At 62.8% G+C, this 15,606-nt stretch carries 15 protein-coding genes; 4 read left to right on the top strand and 11 right to left on the bottom strand.

Annotation, left to right across the window (positions count from 1 at the left end):
- Positions 1-17 precede the first annotated feature (17 nt).
- The 6 genes from QM716_RS18610 to QM716_RS18635 all read right to left on the bottom strand — a co-directional run bounded on the left by QM716_RS18610 (position 18) and on the right by QM716_RS18635 (position 7,117).
- Complete coding sequence (locus QM716_RS18610) at positions 18-2,111, bottom strand: transglycosylase domain-containing protein (RefSeq protein WP_283305521.1); 2,094 nt, start codon at positions 2,109-2,111, stop codon at positions 18-20.
- Positions 2,112-2,319: 208 nt separating this feature from the next.
- The gene (locus QM716_RS18615) at positions 2,320-2,529 is read right to left on the bottom strand and encodes a hypothetical protein (RefSeq protein ID WP_019746112.1); all 210 of its coding nucleotides are present in this window, start codon (positions 2,527-2,529) and stop codon (positions 2,320-2,322) included.
- Positions 2,530-2,554: 25 nt separating this feature from the next.
- On the bottom strand, positions 2,555-3,391 hold the full coding sequence (locus tag QM716_RS18620; protein WP_003946046.1) for a carbohydrate ABC transporter permease: 837 nt from the start codon (positions 3,389-3,391) through the stop codon (positions 2,555-2,557).
- Positions 3,388-4,563 carry a carbohydrate ABC transporter permease gene (locus QM716_RS18625; RefSeq protein ID WP_283305523.1) on the bottom strand — a complete coding sequence of 392 codons (1,176 nt, stop codon included), beginning with the start codon at positions 4,561-4,563 and terminating at the stop codon, positions 3,388-3,390. Before QM716_RS18625 ends, QM716_RS18620 begins: the two co-directional genes overlap by 4 nt.
- Positions 4,564-4,583: 20 nt before the next feature.
- On the bottom strand, positions 4,584-5,873 hold the full coding sequence (locus QM716_RS18630; RefSeq protein ID WP_283305524.1) for an ABC transporter substrate-binding protein: 1,290 nt from the start codon (positions 5,871-5,873) through the stop codon (positions 4,584-4,586).
- A 170-nt stretch (positions 5,874-6,043) separates the two neighbouring features.
- Positions 6,044-7,117, bottom strand: a complete 1,074-nt coding sequence (locus QM716_RS18635) for an ABC transporter ATP-binding protein (RefSeq protein WP_283305525.1) — start codon at positions 7,115-7,117, stop codon at positions 6,044-6,046.
- 114 nt (positions 7,118-7,231) lie between these two features.
- Here QM716_RS18635 and QM716_RS18640 point away from each other — a divergent pair, with 114 nt between their 5' ends.
- The 3 genes from QM716_RS18640 to QM716_RS18650 all read left to right on the top strand — a co-directional run bounded on the left by QM716_RS18640 (position 7,232) and on the right by QM716_RS18650 (position 8,980).
- Entirely contained in the window at positions 7,232-8,056 is an 825-nt protein-coding gene (locus QM716_RS18640; protein WP_283305527.1) for a DUF2786 domain-containing protein, read from the top strand.
- Positions 8,053-8,550: a TIGR04338 family metallohydrolase gene (locus QM716_RS18645; RefSeq protein ID WP_283305528.1), complete on the top strand. Its 498-nt coding sequence runs from the start codon at positions 8,053-8,055 to the stop codon at positions 8,548-8,550. The genes QM716_RS18640 and QM716_RS18645 overlap by 4 nt, the downstream gene beginning before the upstream one ends.
- A 61-nt stretch (positions 8,551-8,611) precedes the next feature.
- Entirely contained in the window at positions 8,612-8,980 is a 369-nt protein-coding gene (locus tag QM716_RS18650) for a helix-turn-helix domain-containing protein (RefSeq protein WP_283305529.1), read from the top strand.
- On the opposite strand, the gene QM716_RS18655 is transcribed toward QM716_RS18650, so the two are convergent.
- Together QM716_RS18655 and QM716_RS18660 are read right to left on the bottom strand one after the other, a co-directional pair.
- Complete coding sequence (locus QM716_RS18655) at positions 8,981-9,568, bottom strand: ATP-dependent Clp protease proteolytic subunit (RefSeq protein WP_283305530.1); 588 nt, start codon at positions 9,566-9,568, stop codon at positions 8,981-8,983.
- Positions 9,569-9,572: 4 nt separating this feature from the next.
- Positions 9,573-10,181 carry a ClpP family protease gene (locus QM716_RS18660; protein WP_283305532.1) on the bottom strand — a complete coding sequence of 203 codons (609 nt, stop codon included), beginning with the start codon at positions 10,179-10,181 and terminating at the stop codon, positions 9,573-9,575.
- A gap of 249 nt (positions 10,182-10,430) precedes the next feature.
- Here QM716_RS18660 and QM716_RS18665 point away from each other — a divergent pair, with 249 nt between their 5' ends.
- Positions 10,431-11,225, top strand: coding sequence for an LLM class F420-dependent oxidoreductase (locus tag QM716_RS18665; RefSeq protein WP_283305533.1), 795 nt, complete (start codon positions 10,431-10,433; stop codon positions 11,223-11,225).
- Here the strand turns inward: QM716_RS18665 and QM716_RS18670 are convergent.
- Genes QM716_RS18670 through QM716_RS18680 form a run of 3 tightly spaced genes read right to left on the bottom strand, consistent with a single transcriptional unit; the run spans position 11,147 to position 15,464 of the window.
- Positions 11,147-12,376 carry a CaiB/BaiF CoA transferase family protein gene (locus tag QM716_RS18670; protein ID WP_283305534.1) on the bottom strand — a complete coding sequence of 410 codons (1,230 nt, stop codon included), beginning with the start codon at positions 12,374-12,376 and terminating at the stop codon, positions 11,147-11,149. The two genes, QM716_RS18665 and QM716_RS18670, sit on opposite strands and share 79 nt — an antisense overlap.
- Positions 12,373-14,088 carry an acyl-CoA dehydrogenase family protein gene (locus QM716_RS18675; protein WP_283305535.1) on the bottom strand — a complete coding sequence of 572 codons (1,716 nt, stop codon included), beginning with the start codon at positions 14,086-14,088 and terminating at the stop codon, positions 12,373-12,375. The genes QM716_RS18670 and QM716_RS18675 overlap by 4 nt, the downstream gene beginning before the upstream one ends.
- Positions 14,088-15,464 (bottom strand): MFS transporter, encoded by a 1,377-nt coding sequence (locus QM716_RS18680; protein WP_283305537.1) that lies wholly within the window; start codon positions 15,462-15,464, stop codon positions 14,088-14,090. Before QM716_RS18680 ends, QM716_RS18675 begins: the two co-directional genes overlap by 1 nt.
- Positions 15,465-15,606: the final 142 nt, after the last annotated feature.

Raw genomic sequence — 15,606 nt, forward strand, 5'->3', positions numbered from 1 at the left:
AAATCGAGCGCTGCTTGTCAGCCCGGTAGCGGGATGACGATGCCAGGCAGGATCTCGATCTGACGCGGCAACTGGGGAACCTGCGGCACTTCGATCGGCGGTAGGCCCGGCACCTCGATGGGTGCTGGAGGAGCGGCCGCGCCCGTCGTGGGCGTACCCGTCCCGTCACCTGAGGTCACGCCGGAGTTGGCGGGGACACCGGCCTGACCACCGATCGGGTCCGGCCACGGGAAGCTCTCCCAGTCGGAACCCTTCAACGCGCCGTCCATCGTGCTCTTCCAAATATCGGCAGGCACTCCGGAGCCGTAGATCAAGCCGCCGTAGGAGTTGGTAATGGCTTGCGCGTCGGAGGTTCCGATCCATACCGCAGTAGACAGCGACGGCGTGTAACCGACCATCCACGCATCCTTGTTCTGGCCCGTGTCACCGAGCTGCGCGGTGCCGGTCTTGGCGGCAGACGGGCGTCCACCGGCAAGCGCGTGACCGTTCGAGTACGACGCGATCGGCAGCATCGCCTGCGTGATGTTGTCCGCAACAGCCGCATCGAGACGACGCTCACCGGGAGACACCGGGCGATCGAGCAGGACTTCACCTTCGGCCGTCACGACCTTCTGGATGAAGTGCGGCTGCTGGTACACGCCTGAGTTGGCGAGCGTCGCATACGCGGACGCCATGTCGATGACGCGAGACTGATACTGGCCGAGCACGATTCCGTTCTCCGGCGGACTACCTTCTTGCGTGAGCGTCGGGTAGTCGAGTCCGGGAATGCGTTCGGGTAGCCCGGCCAGGTGAGCGGCGTCGGCGATCTTCTGGGGGCCGTTCTCCATCGAGAGCATCAACCGGTAGAAGCTGGTGTTCAGCGAGCGCTTGAGTGCCTCGGCGATGGTGCAGCGGCCACAGGACTCGCCGCCGACGTTTCCGATCGTCACACCGTTGATCGTGAGCGGTGAACTGTCGAACCGTGCGGACAGCGGAATGTCTTCCATCAACGCCGCGACCAAGCCGAAGACCTTGAACGCGGAACCGGTCTGCAACGGCGCCTGGGCGTAGTCGAATCCGGCTCCGTCGTCCCCGCCGTAGTAGGCGTCGACGCCACCGGTCTTCGGGTCGATCGACACAACGGCGGTCCGCAGGTCTTCCGGCTCGCCTTCGAGATTCCGCCTGACCGCGTTCAGCGCAGCTTCCTGCGCAACCGGGTCGATGGTTGTCGTGATCTGCAGACCAGCGGTGTTCAGCGTCTGATCGCTGATACCGGCCTCGGCCAGTTCCTTGAGCACCTGGGTCTTGATGTGACCTTCGGGTCCGGGCGCTTGGTTCAGATCGGTCGGCCGATTGGCGGGGGCGACGGCAGGGAACTGCATCGCGTCGCGATCCGTCTTGGTCAGGCTGCCCAGTTCGACCATGCCGTTGAGAACGTAGTCCCAGCGTGCTTGCAGCGCGGACAGATTGGTCTCCGGGTCCAGGAACGACGGGCTCTGGATGACAGAGGCCAGAACTGCGCCTTCCTCGACGCTCAGCTCACTGACCGGCTTGTCGAAGTACGCGTTGGACGCCGCGGCGATGCCGTACGCACCGCGGCCGAAGTAGATGGTGTTGAGATACGCGGCAAGGATGTCGTCCTTGGACCACTCGCGCGCCATCTTCGCGGAGATGACAAGCTCACGCAGCTTTCGGTCGATACTGCGCTTGTCGCCCACCAAGACGTTCTTCACGTATTGCTGCGTGATCGTCGAGCCACCGCCGGCGCTTTCCTTGCCCATCACGTTGTCGCGAGCAGCGCGAGCAAATCCGGAGATCGAGAAGCCGGGGTTGGTGTAGAAGTTGCGATCCTCCGCCGAGAGCACCGAATCGCGGACGTGAATCGGGATGGCCGACAACGCGACCTCCGTCCGGTTTCCCTCCGCCGGCACAACTTTGCCCAGCACCGTCGTGCCGTCTGCCATGTAAATGGTGGACACCTGATTGGTCTGCATGTCAGAGGGCCGCGGGACATCGGTCCGGCTGTACGCGACAGCAAAAATCGACGCGGGCACGATGACCATCAGGAGCACGAGGACGTAGATGGTCCGGCGGACATACAGCCACTTCGAGCGCTGCTTCTTCACGGGCATGGCCGACTTGCTCGACCGGGGCGAATTAGCCGACTTGCCCGACCGAGCCGACGACTGATCGCCACCCGTCGCACTCGATCTGTTCGATGGACTCACTCAACACTCCCGGTCGTGGATCCGGACTTACCGGCACCATTCCACCAGGGTGATATCTCGATCAGATAACTCCCGGCAACTGCGATACCGAAATGTCACCCTACCGGGCTGGCTACTCGCGACGTTCTGCTCGGACCGCGTTCCGATATCCGCGGAACGCCAGCCCGAGAGCGACGACGCAACCGAGCAGCACCAACGACGGCATCACGCCGGGGTCGCCCTTGACTATCGCCACCACAGCGCCGATCAACGCCATGAGGGCGAAGACCGAGATGAAGCCGGCGATCAGCTCCATTCGCTGGGCGCGCGAAGCCCGCCTCATCGGAACCGTGCGCGCGAAGCCCGCATCACGACTTGACGCCGCCTGCGGTGAGACCGGCGATGATGCGTCGCTGGAAGATGAGAACCATGATGACCAGCGGGACCATCACAAGGGTGCCGCCGGCCATGATCGAGGTGTACGGCGTGACGAATGGGTCCGTTCCGGAGAACTTGGCCATCGCCACGGTGACGGGCGCAGTCTTGTCACTCGAGAGTTGGAGCGAGAGCAGATACTCGTTGACCGTTGCAATGAAGGCCAGGATCGCGGTGGTGAACAGTGCCGGCGCAGCGAGCGGCAACATGATCAGGCGGAAGGCCTGGCCACGGGTGGCGCCGTCGATACGCGCCGCCTCTTCGAGTTCCCACGGAAGTTCTGAGAAGAACGACGTCAGCGTGTAGACCGTCAGCGGCAGCACGAACGAGATGTTCGGGATGATCAACGCTTTGTAGCTGCCGATCCAGCCGATGTCGGTGAACAACTGGAACAGCGGAGTCACAAGTGCGACGACCGGAAACATGGACGCGCCGAGGATGATTCCGGTGACGAAGTATTTGCCACGGAAATCGAAACGCGAAAGCGCGTACGCCGTGAACACGCCGATGACCAAGGCGATCAGCGTGGTCGCGCCCGCGATGATGAGGCTGTTCATCAGTGCACGAGTGAAGTTCACCTTGGCGTCGGGATCGAGCGCCGCGGTGAAGTTGGACAGCGTGAGATTTGTGGGCCACAGCGACGTCGAGAACGTGTCCGCCGGGTCGCGCAGCGCCGTCACGATCATCCAGTAGCAGGGAGCGAGTCCCCACACGATGATCAGTACGACGCCGATGTAGGTGCCGATCTTGCCGCGTAGTGCCTTGTTCATACCGGCTCCCCCTTCCGCTGCTTTTCCTGCGTGCTGACCGCATTGGCTCCGAGGAATCGGACCAGGATGAAGGCCACAGCGAAGATGATGAGGAACGTGATGGTGGACAGTGCCGACGCCGAATTGGCGCCGACGCGCATCTGATCGACCACCAGAACCGAGATGGTGGAGGTGGCCGGGTTGGATCCCATCATGATCGCGGGCAGGTCGTACATCCGCAGAGCGTCCATCGTGCGGAAGAGCACCGCCACCATGAGTGCGGGCTTGACCAGCGGGAGCGTGATCATGCGGAAACGCTGCCACGCCGTCGCGCCGTCGACCTTGGCTGCCTCGTAGACGTCGGCGGGAATCATCTGCAGACCCGCGAGGATCAGCAACGCCATGAACGGCGCTGTCTTCCAGACGTCGGCGACGACGATCGCGAATCGTGCCGGCCAGGGATCGGCCGTCCACAAGATGTTGGTGCCGAGAATCTTGTTGGCGATGCCGTCGTTGGCAAAGATGAAGAACCAGAGCTTCGCGGTGACGGCCGTGGGGATGGCCCAGGGAATCAGCACGGAGGCGCGGAGCAAACCGCGTCCGCGGAACGTCTTGGCCATGATCAGCGCCATCGACAGACCGATCACCGTCTCGAGTAGGACGGTGACGACGGTGAAGCCGAAGGTATTTCCGATCGACTGCCAGAACTGCGATCCGAGTGTGCCGGGCGGGCAGGGAATCGAGCCGTTGGCGGTGTTGCAGGACTGGGTGATCCAGTTCTTGTAGTTGTCGAACCACGTGAACTGGCCGGTGACGAACATGCCGGTCTCGGGATCGAGCTTCTTGCCGTCGCTGTGCATCGACATCCAGATCGCTCGTCCGAGCGGATACAGAATGATGACGGCGAGAACGATCAGTGACGGTGCGACGAACGCCCACACGGGAACTCGTCGACGCTTCTTCGGCTTGTCAGCCGACGCCGGCGGAGGCGAGGTCGGTGGGGGTGGAGTAGCTGCAAGGTCAGGCAGAACCTTGGTCAGGGAAATTCCTGCTGCCTCGGATGCCGACGGCTCTTCTAGCGGTTCCGGTGCACGGTGTCTCCCACCAACGCCCGAACGGTCGGGACCGGTTGAACCGGCCCCGACCGTGGGGTTGGTAGGCACAGCCGCGGAAGGATCCTGCGGTACTGCCATTGCTTATTGCTCCTGGTAGATCAGTTACCGGCGGTTTCGATGCCGGCCTTGGTGTCCGCCAAAGCCTGCTCGACGGTCTTCTCGCCGCGAATAGCAGCGTAGGTGTTGTCGGAGATCGACTTCGACACCTGCGTGTAGTACGGCGTGACGGGACGCGGCTGAGCGGTAGCGAGTGCTTCCTTCAGGGTCGCGAAGTACGGGAACTGAGCGAGCACTGCCGGGTCGTCGTAGACAGCCGAGAGGACGGGCGCGCCGCCGACCTCGGTGAAGTACGTCTGCGACTTCTGGGTCTGCATGAACTCGAGGAAGTCACGAGCGGTGGCCGGTGCGTCGGAGTACGCGCTGATGCCGACGTTGTAGCCGCCGACCGTCGAAGCGCCCGGCCCGTCGACACCCGGAAGAACGGTGTAGCCGTACTTGCCGGCAACCGAGGTCTTCTCACCGTCGACCGAGAAGCCGGACCACGTGCGCATGAAGAGTGCCTTGCCGTCGCCGAATGCGGTCTGCGACTCGCCCTCGGAGTAGGTCAGTGCTTCCTGCGGGATGGTGTTGTCGGCGAAGTTGTCGACGATCGACTGAACGCCTGCCTTCGTCTTGTCGTCGATGGCCGGGGTGAGTCCGTCCGGGCCGACCCACGGGCCGTCGAAGGCGTTGGTGATCTCGGTGGTGTTGACCGTCAGGCCCTCGTAGTTCTTGAACTGACCGATGTAGCAGGAGATGCCGGCTTCGACAGCCTTCGGGCAGTTTTCCTTGAGCTCGGCCCACGTGGTGGGAGCCTTCTCGACGAGGTCCTTGCGGTAGTACAGGAACGCGGCGTTGGTGTTCTTCGGCGCTGCGTAGAGCTTGCCGTTGTATGTGCCCGAAGCGACGGTCGACGGCAGGAGGCCGGACTCGTCGATCGCGAGGTCACCCTCGAGCGGCAGCAGCCAGCCGTTTGCGGCAAACTGGGCGGTGTTGACGACGTCGACACCGATGAGGTCGTACTCGTCGCTCTTGGCCTGCATGCGCTGGGTGATGTCGTCGACCTGCGCGTTGGCTTCCTTGGCCAGCGGCTTGAGCGTCACCTTCTCGTCCGGATGCTCGGCATTCCAGTCGGTGATGATGTTTTCGAGCGCCTCGTTCAGGGCATCCTGCCCCTCGACGATCGTGATGGGTCCGCGGCCTTCGCTCGAGGACGATCCCCCGGATGCGGCCGTGGTGCTGGTTCCGCTGTCCTTGTCCGAATCGGACGAGCAGCCCGCCAATACCAGCATGGACGCTGCCGTGGCTGCAATTGCAGCGCGGCGCATCGCCTTCGAGTTCAGAACCATGGATTCGCTCCCCGTATGTGTATGACAAATAGACGGTCACCGAGAGCCGGCTCACGGCATGCGCCATGGGTGCCGGCTCCCGGCGTCGGCCCCTACTGTGGCACGAGACACCCGTACTTGTGGGTATTACGCCGAACCTGAATCGGTCATGTGTCGTTTGACAGGTCCGCCTAACCCAGGCGACGCCCGTCGGTGGTGGCAAAAATGTGCACCTTCTCGGGGTCGACGCGCAGATTGACGCGCTCGCCCTTCTGCGGCGGATTGCGCCAGTCACCACGCGAGACGATCTGCTGCAACCGTCCACCGATCGTGGTCCGGCCGTAGACGTAGGCGTCCGAGCCGAGTTCCTCGACGACGTCGACCTCCATCTGCAGACCTTCGGCAGCGATCTCGAGGTGCTCAGGGCGAATACCCAGAACAACCTCGGTTTCGACGACGCCGTTCATCGTCTCGCGCGGAACCGGAACGATTCCGTCGCCGAAGGCCACGCCGCCGTCGACGACGGGGAGAGTGAAGAGGTTCATCGCGGGCGAACCCATGAAGCCGGCGACAAAGACGTTCTTGGGCTTGTTGTAGAGCTCGCGCGGCGAGGCGCACTGCTGCAGGGTTCCCTTTTCGAGGACGGCGACGCGGTCACCCATCGTCATCGCCTCGACCTGGTCGTGGGTCACGTAAACCATCGTCGTCGCGAGGCGTCGTTGCAGCTGAGCGATCTGCGTACGCGTCTGCACACGGAGTTTCGCGTCGAGGTTCGAGAGCGGCTCGTCCATCAGGAAGACCTGCGGCTGGCGGACGATGGCGCGGCCCATCGCCACTCGCTGACGCTGACCACCGGACAGCGCTTTGGGCTTGCGATCGAGATAGGGCTCGAGATCGAGCATCTTCGCGACCTCTTCGACGCGAGCACGGATCTCCGTCTTGTTGGTTCCGGCGAGCTTGAGCGCAAAACCCATGTTCTCGGCCACCGACATGTGCGGGTACAGCGCGTAGTTCTGGAAGACCATCGCGATGTCGCGCTCTTTCGGCTCCTGACCGGTGACGTCTCGGTCGCCGATGAGGATGCGTCCGCTGTGGACGTCTTCGAGCCCGGCGAGCATGCGCAGGGTTGTCGACTTTCCGCAGCCGGAGGGTCCGACGAGGACGAGGAACTCGCCGTCCTCGATCTCGAGGTCGAGCTTGTCCACTGCCGGAGTGTTCGATCCGGGGAACAGGCAGGTGGTGCTCTCGAAAGTCACTGAAGCCATGACGGGGTTGATCCCTTCTACCGGCAGGAACGTGCCGGACGATCCAAGTTGAGGGTGAGCGTGTGCGCTAGCAGCATAAACGTCCGTGTCGGCGCGCGAGCGTAGTCTTTCACGGTGAGTTCGGAGAAGATGCTGACCCGCATCGGTGCGCTGCTTCGCCAAGCGGAGTCCACCGACAATCCACACGAAGGTGAAGCCTTCATGGCCGCCGCGCAGCGGTTGGCCACCAGTTCCGCCATCGACCTGGCGGTCGCGCGTGCGCACACCGCATCCTCGGAAAAACGTGCGACGCCCACTCAACGGCTCATCACCATCGGCGAACCGGGCAAGCGCGGACTGCGAACGTATGCCCAGTTGTTCATCGCGATCGCCGCTGCCAACGACGTGCAATGCGACATCGCTCAGACGTCGGCCGTCATCTACGCCTACGGCTTTACCGGCGACATCGACGTGTGCGAGGCCCTGTACTCGAGCCTGCTCTTCCAGATGGTGCGTGACTCCGACGCGTACGTGCGCTCCGGGGCGTACCGCGACGAAACGTCCGTGCGGACGGTCGTCGAAACTCGTGGGCGACGACGCGTCAGCACACAGGTTCGCAAGCCGGTAGCCGGAGTGACGGCGCGCCTGAACTTCCAGATGGCGTACGCGTCCCGCATCGGCGCTCGGTTGGCCGAGACGAAGCAGGAGACGGAGAAGGCGGCGATCGCAGAATCTGCTGCGTCGTCTTCGGAAACCGCACTCGTGCTGCGTAACAAGGAAATCGAGCTCAAGGACTACTACTCGTCCAACTCCCAGGCACGCGGGACGTGGCGGGGCGGTGGCCGCGCGAGTGCCGGGCATTCCTCGCACGCTCGACGAGCGGGTGATCGGGCAGCGCGTTCCGCACGTCTGGGTAACCTTCCGGAGATCGGCAGGGTGCGCGGGCAACTCGACTCATGAGGGATACGCAGCGCAGCGCGGTCTACGAGGCAGAGACGTTGGTACGCACCATGTTCGATCGCGCCGACGAGCGCGGACTCCGGAGCGTCGAGGTCATGGGTTCCACCATCACGCTGCCAGTCGAGCGCAAATTCGGCTCCGTGGAGTCGGTACAGACGTACTGCGATCAGCTACTCGGGCTGAACTGGGTACGGGAGACCTGGCCTCGCGCAACCGTTTCGGTGTCCGTACGCTCCCGAGCCGGCAACGCTGCCGCCCACTATTCGAATGACGTCATCGCCGTTCCGGACGACCGTGACGGTAGGTGGGCACTGCGCGAATTCGTTGTCCTGCACGAACTCGCGCACCACCTCGGCGACCCCGCCTCCGACGAGGCTTCCCACGGACCCGAGTTCGTCGACCGCTATACGCGCCTGGTCGGCGAGATCATCGGGCCCGAGGCGACCTTCGTTCTTCGCGCGATGTTCCTTGCCGGTGGTGTCCGGACAAGTTGACGGTTATCAGCCCTCGGCGAACCCGGTGGTGTACGAACCGGTCGGCTGGAATACTCGGCCTATGGATGCGCCGCGCAGATTAGTCCTGGTCAAGGATGGGTCCGAACATCCCGATCCAGCTGTTACCGTGCGCAAACCCCCACTGATTCGTGAAGCTTACGGACGAGTGTTGCGGGAGGTTCGACGCGATCAGGACCGAACCTTGGATGACGTCGCCGCAAAGGTCGGGATGTCGAAGCAGTACCTGTCCGAGGTCGAACGGGGCAAGAAGGAACCGTCGTCGGAAATTCTGCGCGCAATCTGCGAAGCGCTCGGGATGCCGCTCGAGCACCTGCTCTTCCGAGCGGGCAACAGGATCGTTGCACTCAACTCCCTCACCTTCGGGCACTCTCCCGCACCGATCTCGGGTCCCGTCCTGATGGCGGCCTAGTCAGTTCCCTTCGATGAGGGTGTCTGCCAGTCCGTAGGAGATCGCGTCGTCGGCGGTGAAGATCCTGTCGCGATCGGTGTCCTTGCGGAGTCGCTCGACACTCTGACCGGTGTGCTTACTCAAAATCGCCTCGGTCTGCTCCCGGATTCTCAGGATCTCGGCTGCTTGAAGCGCGAGGTCCGAGATGGTGCCGCTGCCCTGCGTCGACGGTTGATGCAGCAACACCCGGGAATGGGCGAGAACATGCCGATGGCCGGGAGTACCGGCGGCCAGAAGCACTGCAGCAGCCGACGCCGCTTGCCCCATGCAGTACGTGGAAATTGTGGGTTTCAAGAACTGCATGGTGTCGTAGATCGCGAGCATCGCGGTAGTGGAACCGCCGGGAGAGTTGATGTACAAACCGATTTCGCGATCTGGATTGTCGGCCTGCAGATGCAGCATCTGAGCCATCACGACGTTCGCAACGCCGTCGTCGATCTCCGTGCCGAGAAAAACGATGCGCTCGTTCAGTAACCTGCTGAAGATGTCGAAAGACCGCTCACCTGTTGGTGTTCGCTCGATGACATTGGGAATCGTGTACTGGGACATGACGTCACAATCCGATCTTGGGGAAGGTGGCTTGCGGTGCGATCTCGGCGAAGGACGTCACGACGCGGTCGACGATTCCGTATTCGCGCGCCTGCTCCGCGGTGAACCAGCGGTCTCGATCGCTGTCGGTCTCGATCTCTTCGACGGTCCGGCCCGTTTCGGCGGCAAGGATTTCCTGCGATTGACGCTTCATCAGCTCGAGGCTCTCGGCCTGAATCGCGATGTCCACCGCAGTACCACCAATACCGGCCGAAGGTTGGTGCATCATGATGCGGCTGTGCGCCAAGCTGATTCGCTTACCGTGTGTACCGGAGCAGAGGAGCACCTGACCCATGCTGGCCGCGAAGCCCATCGCGACCGTCACGACGTCATTGGGGATGAGCTTCATGGTGTCGTAGATCGCCAGACCGGCAAACACCGATCCGCCGGGTGAATTGATGTAGAGCACGATGTCGCGCTTGGGGTCGGTGGTGGCGAGGAGTACCAGTTCCGAACACACGCGTTCGGCCATGGCGTCGTCGACCTCGCCGGTGAGCAGAATGGTTCGCTGCCGGAAGAGCCTGTCTGTCAACAGGTCACGGTAGCCGGTATCGGTGAGCGCTTCGGTAGTCATGAATCCATTCCTACCGGCACGGCGGTGCCGGACCTCCACCTGTCTGCTGTGGGCAGACCACCCCTGTTTGTGCCCGCCCTGCTTGAGCGAACGGCACGTTCAGTCGATCTAAGGCGCCGAACGTACCGTTCGCTCGAAACGGGGTGGGAACAAAGCAGGCATAACCGTCACCGACTGCGGCAGTAGCGGTACCGCGCACACCCAGCCATGATGGGAGGAGACAACCATTCCTCTCGTCAGGAGCGTGGCATGACTCGTCCGGTACGCATCGGTGTTCAACTCCAACCTCAGCACGCACCCGACTACGGGTTGATACGCGACGCCGTCTTGCGGTCCGAGGACGCCGGGGTGGACATCGTCTTCAACTGGGACCACTTCTACCCGTTGACCGGCGATCCCGACGGAGCCCACTTCGAATGCTGGACCATGCTCGGAGCCTGGGCCGAGCAGACCGAACGCGTCGAAATCGGCGCCCTGGTCACCGGCGGCGGCTACCGCAATCCGGATCTGCTGGCCGACATGGCGCGAACCGTCGACCACATCAGCGGCGGTCGTCTGATCCTCGGTATCGGTGCCGGCTGGTTCGAGAAGGACTACGACCAGTTCGGATACGACTTCGGCACTCCCGGCTCACGGCTCAAACTGCTGGGCGAATACCTCCCCCGCATCACGGGCCGTCTGGCGAAGGGCAACCCGCCGCCGACGCGCAACATCCCGGTTCTCATCGGCGGTGGCGGTGAGAAGAAGACCCTGCGCCTGGTCGCCGAGTACGCCGACGTCTGGCACAGCTTCGGCGACCGTGAGACACACCTGCGCAAGTCGGACATCCTCTCCGACCATTGCGCCGACGTGGGCCGGAACCCGGTGGAAGTGGAGCACTCGGTGCCGTGGCCCGGGCTCGAGAATGCTGCCGACCTGGTCGCCGACGGCGTCTCGCTCTTCACCGTCGGCGTCAGCGGACCTGACTACGACCTGACGACGCTTGTCGAGGCCATCGGCTGGCGCGACGACAACACCGCACCGGCGTTGAGCGGGTTGGCCTGAGAAGTACCCAGCACCTCGTCGTTGTCGGCGCCGAGAACGGGCGGCGCCGACGTCAGGCGCGGCCTCTGTCCGGAGAAGTTGACCGGAAAGGCCACTTGCTTCAACGGACCGAGCGTCGGATGGTCAACCGTCCCGACCATGCCGAGCGCGGCGGTGTGGGGATCTGCGTAGATCTCGTCGAGGTGGCGTATCGGTGAAACCGGCACAGCGCGATCGGTGAGAAGAGCGCACCAGTGTTCGACGGTTCCGGACGCGAAGGCACTGGTGAGTTCTCGTTCCAGACTTTCGCGGTTCTCCACCCGCTCGCGGTTGTGCACAAAGCGAGGATCGGTGACGAGTTCGCCTCGACCGATGGCCTCGCACAGCGACGCCCACATCGCGTCGTTGCCGACGGCGATGACGAAGTACCCGTCGCTGGCAGGAAATGCTTGGTAGGGGGCAAGATTCGGGTGACCGGAGCCCAACGCCGTAGGGCGCTCACCGGTGGCGAAGTAGCTGGTCGCCCAGTTCACGTGCATGGCGAGTTGGCACTCGTACAGGGACGTGGTCACGTACTGTCCACGTCCGGTCCGGCCTCGCTCGACCAATGCAGCCAGCACCCCGACCAGTCCGAACAGCGCTGCACCCAAGTCCCCCAACGCAAATCCGGACTTCATCGGAGCGCCACCCGCTTCACCGGTGAGCGACATGAGCCCACCCGCGGCTTGCGCGATCATGTCGTACCCCGGTTCGTCGCGCAACGGCCCTTCCTCACCGAATGCAGAGATGTGCAGGGTGATCAGATGTGGGTATCGCTCGGACAGTGCCTGGTAGTCGAAGATCTTCTGTAATCCACTGCCCGGCTTGAAGTTCTCCACGACCACGTCGGTCTCTTCGAGCATGCGGTGGATGATCTCCTGTCCTTCGGTGGACTTGAGGTCGATCGTGACCGACTTCTTGCCGCGGTTGATCGCGAGGTAGTAGGCGGCATCGACCCCGACGAAGGGCGGTCCCCACGAACGTGTGGGGTCGCCGCCCTCGGGGTGCTCGATTTTGGTGACGTCCGCTCCGAGATCGGCAAGCGACATGGTTGCGTACGGTCCGGCAAGGATCTTCGACAGATCGAGAACACGGACACCGGCGAGCGGTACGGGGCCTTGTGGAGAATTCACCGGTGAACTCCTGCCACAGAGAGGAACTCGACTACGACGTCACGTGCGTCATCCAACTCCACGTCGCCGCCATCGGTAATCACGTCAAGATTGCCGAGCGCAGCCGACGGCACCTTCCCGGCAAGACCTGCCAGGTAGGAGTTCGCCACCAGCAGTGACCGGTACCCGTAACCTTCTCGGATGCCGTGATCAGCAAGGTCGAAAAGCAAGGTCGCCATGACGGTACGAGCCAACTCGTCGGCATATTTTGCACTGGCAGCCTGGGCGGCATCGTCAGATCCGGCGATCAGACGATCTCCCTCCTCGGCCAGTTCCTCCCAGCGCCGCAACAGAACTCCGGCACCGGCGTCACAGTCAGGTCCGACGCTGGACAGGATGTCCGTCATCGCTCCCGCGACCGCGCGGTGCGAGCCGAACTTGCGTAGGCACCGAAGTACATCCAGCGCAATGACATTGCTCGAGCCCTCCCAGATCGAGCCGAGGTGGGCGTCCCGCACGAGCCGCGCGTTGACCCATTCCTCGATGTAGCCGTTGCCACCGCGTACCTCCATCGCTTCACCGGTGACCACCCGTGCACGTTTGCAGACAAAGTGTTTGGCGATCGGCGTCAGCACCCTGATCAGTGCTCGCGCCTGATCGTCACCGCCGTCTGCAGCCTGAAGACACTGCGCGCTGTACGCGACCAGAGCCAGCGAGGCCTCGGCGTCGAGCGCAAGCGGAAGAAGGGTCGCCCGCATCAGCGGCTGATCGAAGAGCTTCTTACCGAACACGACTCGACTCTTCGAATGTTCGACGGCTTCGCGGACTGCTCGGCGCATGAGAGCGCTCGACCTCATCGCATTGGACAACCGCGACGTGTTGACCATCTCCGCCATCTGGCGGAACCCTCGATCGAGTTCACCGACCTGGAGTGCGTGCGCGCGGTTGAGTGTCACCTCGCCGCTGGGCATGGAGCGCGTGCCCAGCTTGTCCTTGAGTCGATCGATCGTGATGTTGTTGCGTTCGCCGGATACCAAAGTCTTGGGAACCATGAACATTCCGACTCCACGCGTCGAACCATCCTGTCCGCCTGGGAATCGTGCGAGGGTGATGACGACATCGGCGTCAGGGTTGGAGGCGAACCACTTCTTGCCGGTGAGGACCCATCCGTCACCGTCGCGCTCGGCACGCGTTTCGGTGCAGGCGATATCGGTGCCGGCCTGTATCTCGGTCATGAACATCGCACCGGTCTTCGCATGCTCGGGGCCCGTCGACGTCAACGCGTCGATCCAGGGCGAGAACACCACTGGATCACCGAACATACGCAGGGTTCGCGCAGCCGCATCGGTCATCGACACCGGGCAAGCAAGCCCGAACTCTGCCTGCACGAAGATGTACGACGCGAGGTACTTCGCGAGTGGAGAGGGCACGGAGTCCCATCCGTGCAACCCTTTTCGGTGCGACATCGCGGACAGGCCGTACTCGCTGTACGCCGCCCGGCACAGTTCCAGGTAGGCCGGGTGGTAGGAGATGCGGTCAACGCGATCACCAGCCTTGTCGAACTGCTGCAGCACAGGCGGGTTCTGGTCTGCGATGTCGGCAAGCTCGGACAACCGGCCGGCTGCATCTCGGCCCAGTCGGTCGAGCAAGCCGTTCAACGTCTCCCGGTCCGCCCCGACGGTCCATCTGTCCACTACCGCTTTCAGAGCGGGGTCGGTGTGTGCAAAGTTCATCAGTGGTCAACGCCTTTCAGGGTGGATGCGTCGGTCATGTTCGAGGAGTCCATCGCCTCGGGTCCCGGAGCTTGCGAGTACAGCGCACTTCTGCGCAGTAAAGCCGTCATACAGACAAGGGAGAGAACGACATAGACGAGCCCAAGAGCCACGACCGGCCAGATCGAGTTGGTTCGCGTCAGCAGATACTGGCTGACCATCGGGGCCGTTCCGGCGAATACGGCCGTCGAAAGTTGGTACGACAGGGAGATGCCCGTATACCGAACGTTTGTGGGGAATATCTGCGCCAGAATGCCGGCCAGCGCGGCGTAATACATTGCGTGAGGTGCCGTCGCGAGGACCATACCCAGAATCGCCAAGGGGACGGAGCCGGTCTGAACCAGCAGGAACATCAGCGGTAGGAGCACGAGTTCCGGTAGCAGCATCCAACGGACAGCTTTCGACGGATCGATTCGCGTGGCCAGCACAGCGCCGAAAGGTTGTACGAGTGTCTGGGCTACCAGTGCCACGGTGATCACGAGGAGGAAGTCGCTGCGCTCGAATCCGAGATCCGTTGTCGCCCAAGAGAGCGCAAAGGTCGTCTTGACGTACGTGATGGCGACGCCGGCAACCACGGCGCCGACGCCGAGAGCAAGTTCGACGGGATGCGAACGAAGAACCTCTACCAGCGGCATCCGTGTACGTTCTTGTGCTGCAACGGCCTTCTTCATCTCGGGCGTCTCGGAGATGTGCAGTCTGATGTAGAGGGCGACGATGACCAACGCTGCGGATCCGAGGAACGGCAGGCGCCAACCCCACGACTCGAACACGGAATCCGACATCAGGGTCAGGCCTAGGAATGCCAACGTCGCGAGCAGATTGCCGACCGGCGAACCCTGCTGCGCAAACGCGCCGTAGAGCACCTTCTTCTTCGGGGGAGCGAACTCGGTGGCAATCAGTACGGCACCACCCCATTCGCCACCCATGGCAATGCCCTGGAGAACACGAAGTGCAACAAGCAGTATCGGCGCCCAGATCCCGATCTGGGCATACGTGGGCAGGAGGCCGACACCGACAGTTCCCAACCCCATCAACGCGAGGGTGATGACCACGGCGTTCTTGCGGCCGAACTTGTCTCCGAAATGACCGAAGACCACTCCGCCGACCGGGCGAGCCACGAATCCCACGGCAAAAGTCGCGAAGGCTGCGAGTGTTCCCACAGCCGGCGACGCGTCCGGGAAGAAAAGTGGGCCGAGTACCAAAGCGGATGCGGTTCCGTAGATGTAGAAGTCGAACCATTCGATAGTCGTTCCGACAAACGCAGTAATTCCGGCCTTGCGCGCTTGCTCGGTGCTGTATGCGGGCGGATTGGTGTCGTGACCTGGGTTTTGATCCACGGTTCTCCCTGATTCTCGCGTCGAGCATCACCAAGGATGCAATGTGAGGCGTGAATCACTATCGTCCGAAATCCATGTAGAGTCCAAGACTTAGTTCGACTCATTTATGTGGGCAAACCACATAATGAATGACGGGAGTAGC

Source organism: Rhodococcus sp. IEGM 1409 (genome assembly GCF_030056735.1).
In the GTDB taxonomy this organism is placed as follows: domain Bacteria; phylum Actinomycetota; class Actinomycetes; order Mycobacteriales; family Mycobacteriaceae; genus Rhodococcus_F.

Bases quoted from the DNA above. Each gene is read 5' to 3' on its own strand.
- QM716_RS18675 (WP_283305535.1), bottom strand. From the start codon at position 14,088: ATGAACTTTGCACACACCGACCCCGCTCTGAAAGCGGTAGTGGACAGA.
- QM716_RS18610 (WP_283305521.1), bottom strand. From the start codon at position 2,111: ATGCCCGTGAAGAAGCAGCGCTCGAAGTGGCTGTATGTCCGCCGGACC.
- QM716_RS18625 (WP_283305523.1), bottom strand. From the start codon at position 4,563: ATGGCAGTACCGCAGGATCCTTCCGCGGCTGTGCCTACCAACCCCACG.
- QM716_RS18650 (WP_283305529.1), top strand. From the start codon at position 8,612: ATGGATGCGCCGCGCAGATTAGTCCTGGTCAAGGATGGGTCCGAACAT.
- QM716_RS18620 (WP_003946046.1), bottom strand. From the start codon at position 3,391: ATGAACAAGGCACTACGCGGCAAGATCGGCACCTACATCGGCGTCGTA.
- QM716_RS18660 (WP_283305532.1), bottom strand. From the start codon at position 10,181: ATGACTACCGAAGCGCTCACCGATACCGGCTACCGTGACCTGTTGACA.
- QM716_RS18655 (WP_283305530.1), bottom strand. From the start codon at position 9,568: ATGTCCCAGTACACGATTCCCAATGTCATCGAGCGAACACCAACAGGT.
- QM716_RS18645 (WP_283305528.1), top strand. From the start codon at position 8,053: ATGAGGGATACGCAGCGCAGCGCGGTCTACGAGGCAGAGACGTTGGTA.
- QM716_RS18635 (WP_283305525.1), bottom strand. From the start codon at position 7,117: ATGGCTTCAGTGACTTTCGAGAGCACCACCTGCCTGTTCCCCGGATCG.
- QM716_RS18615 (WP_019746112.1), bottom strand. From the start codon at position 2,529: ATGAGGCGGGCTTCGCGCGCCCAGCGAATGGAGCTGATCGCCGGCTTC.
- QM716_RS18630 (WP_283305524.1), bottom strand. From the start codon at position 5,873: ATGGTTCTGAACTCGAAGGCGATGCGCCGCGCTGCAATTGCAGCCACG.
- QM716_RS18665 (WP_283305533.1), top strand. From the start codon at position 10,431: ATGACTCGTCCGGTACGCATCGGTGTTCAACTCCAACCTCAGCACGCA.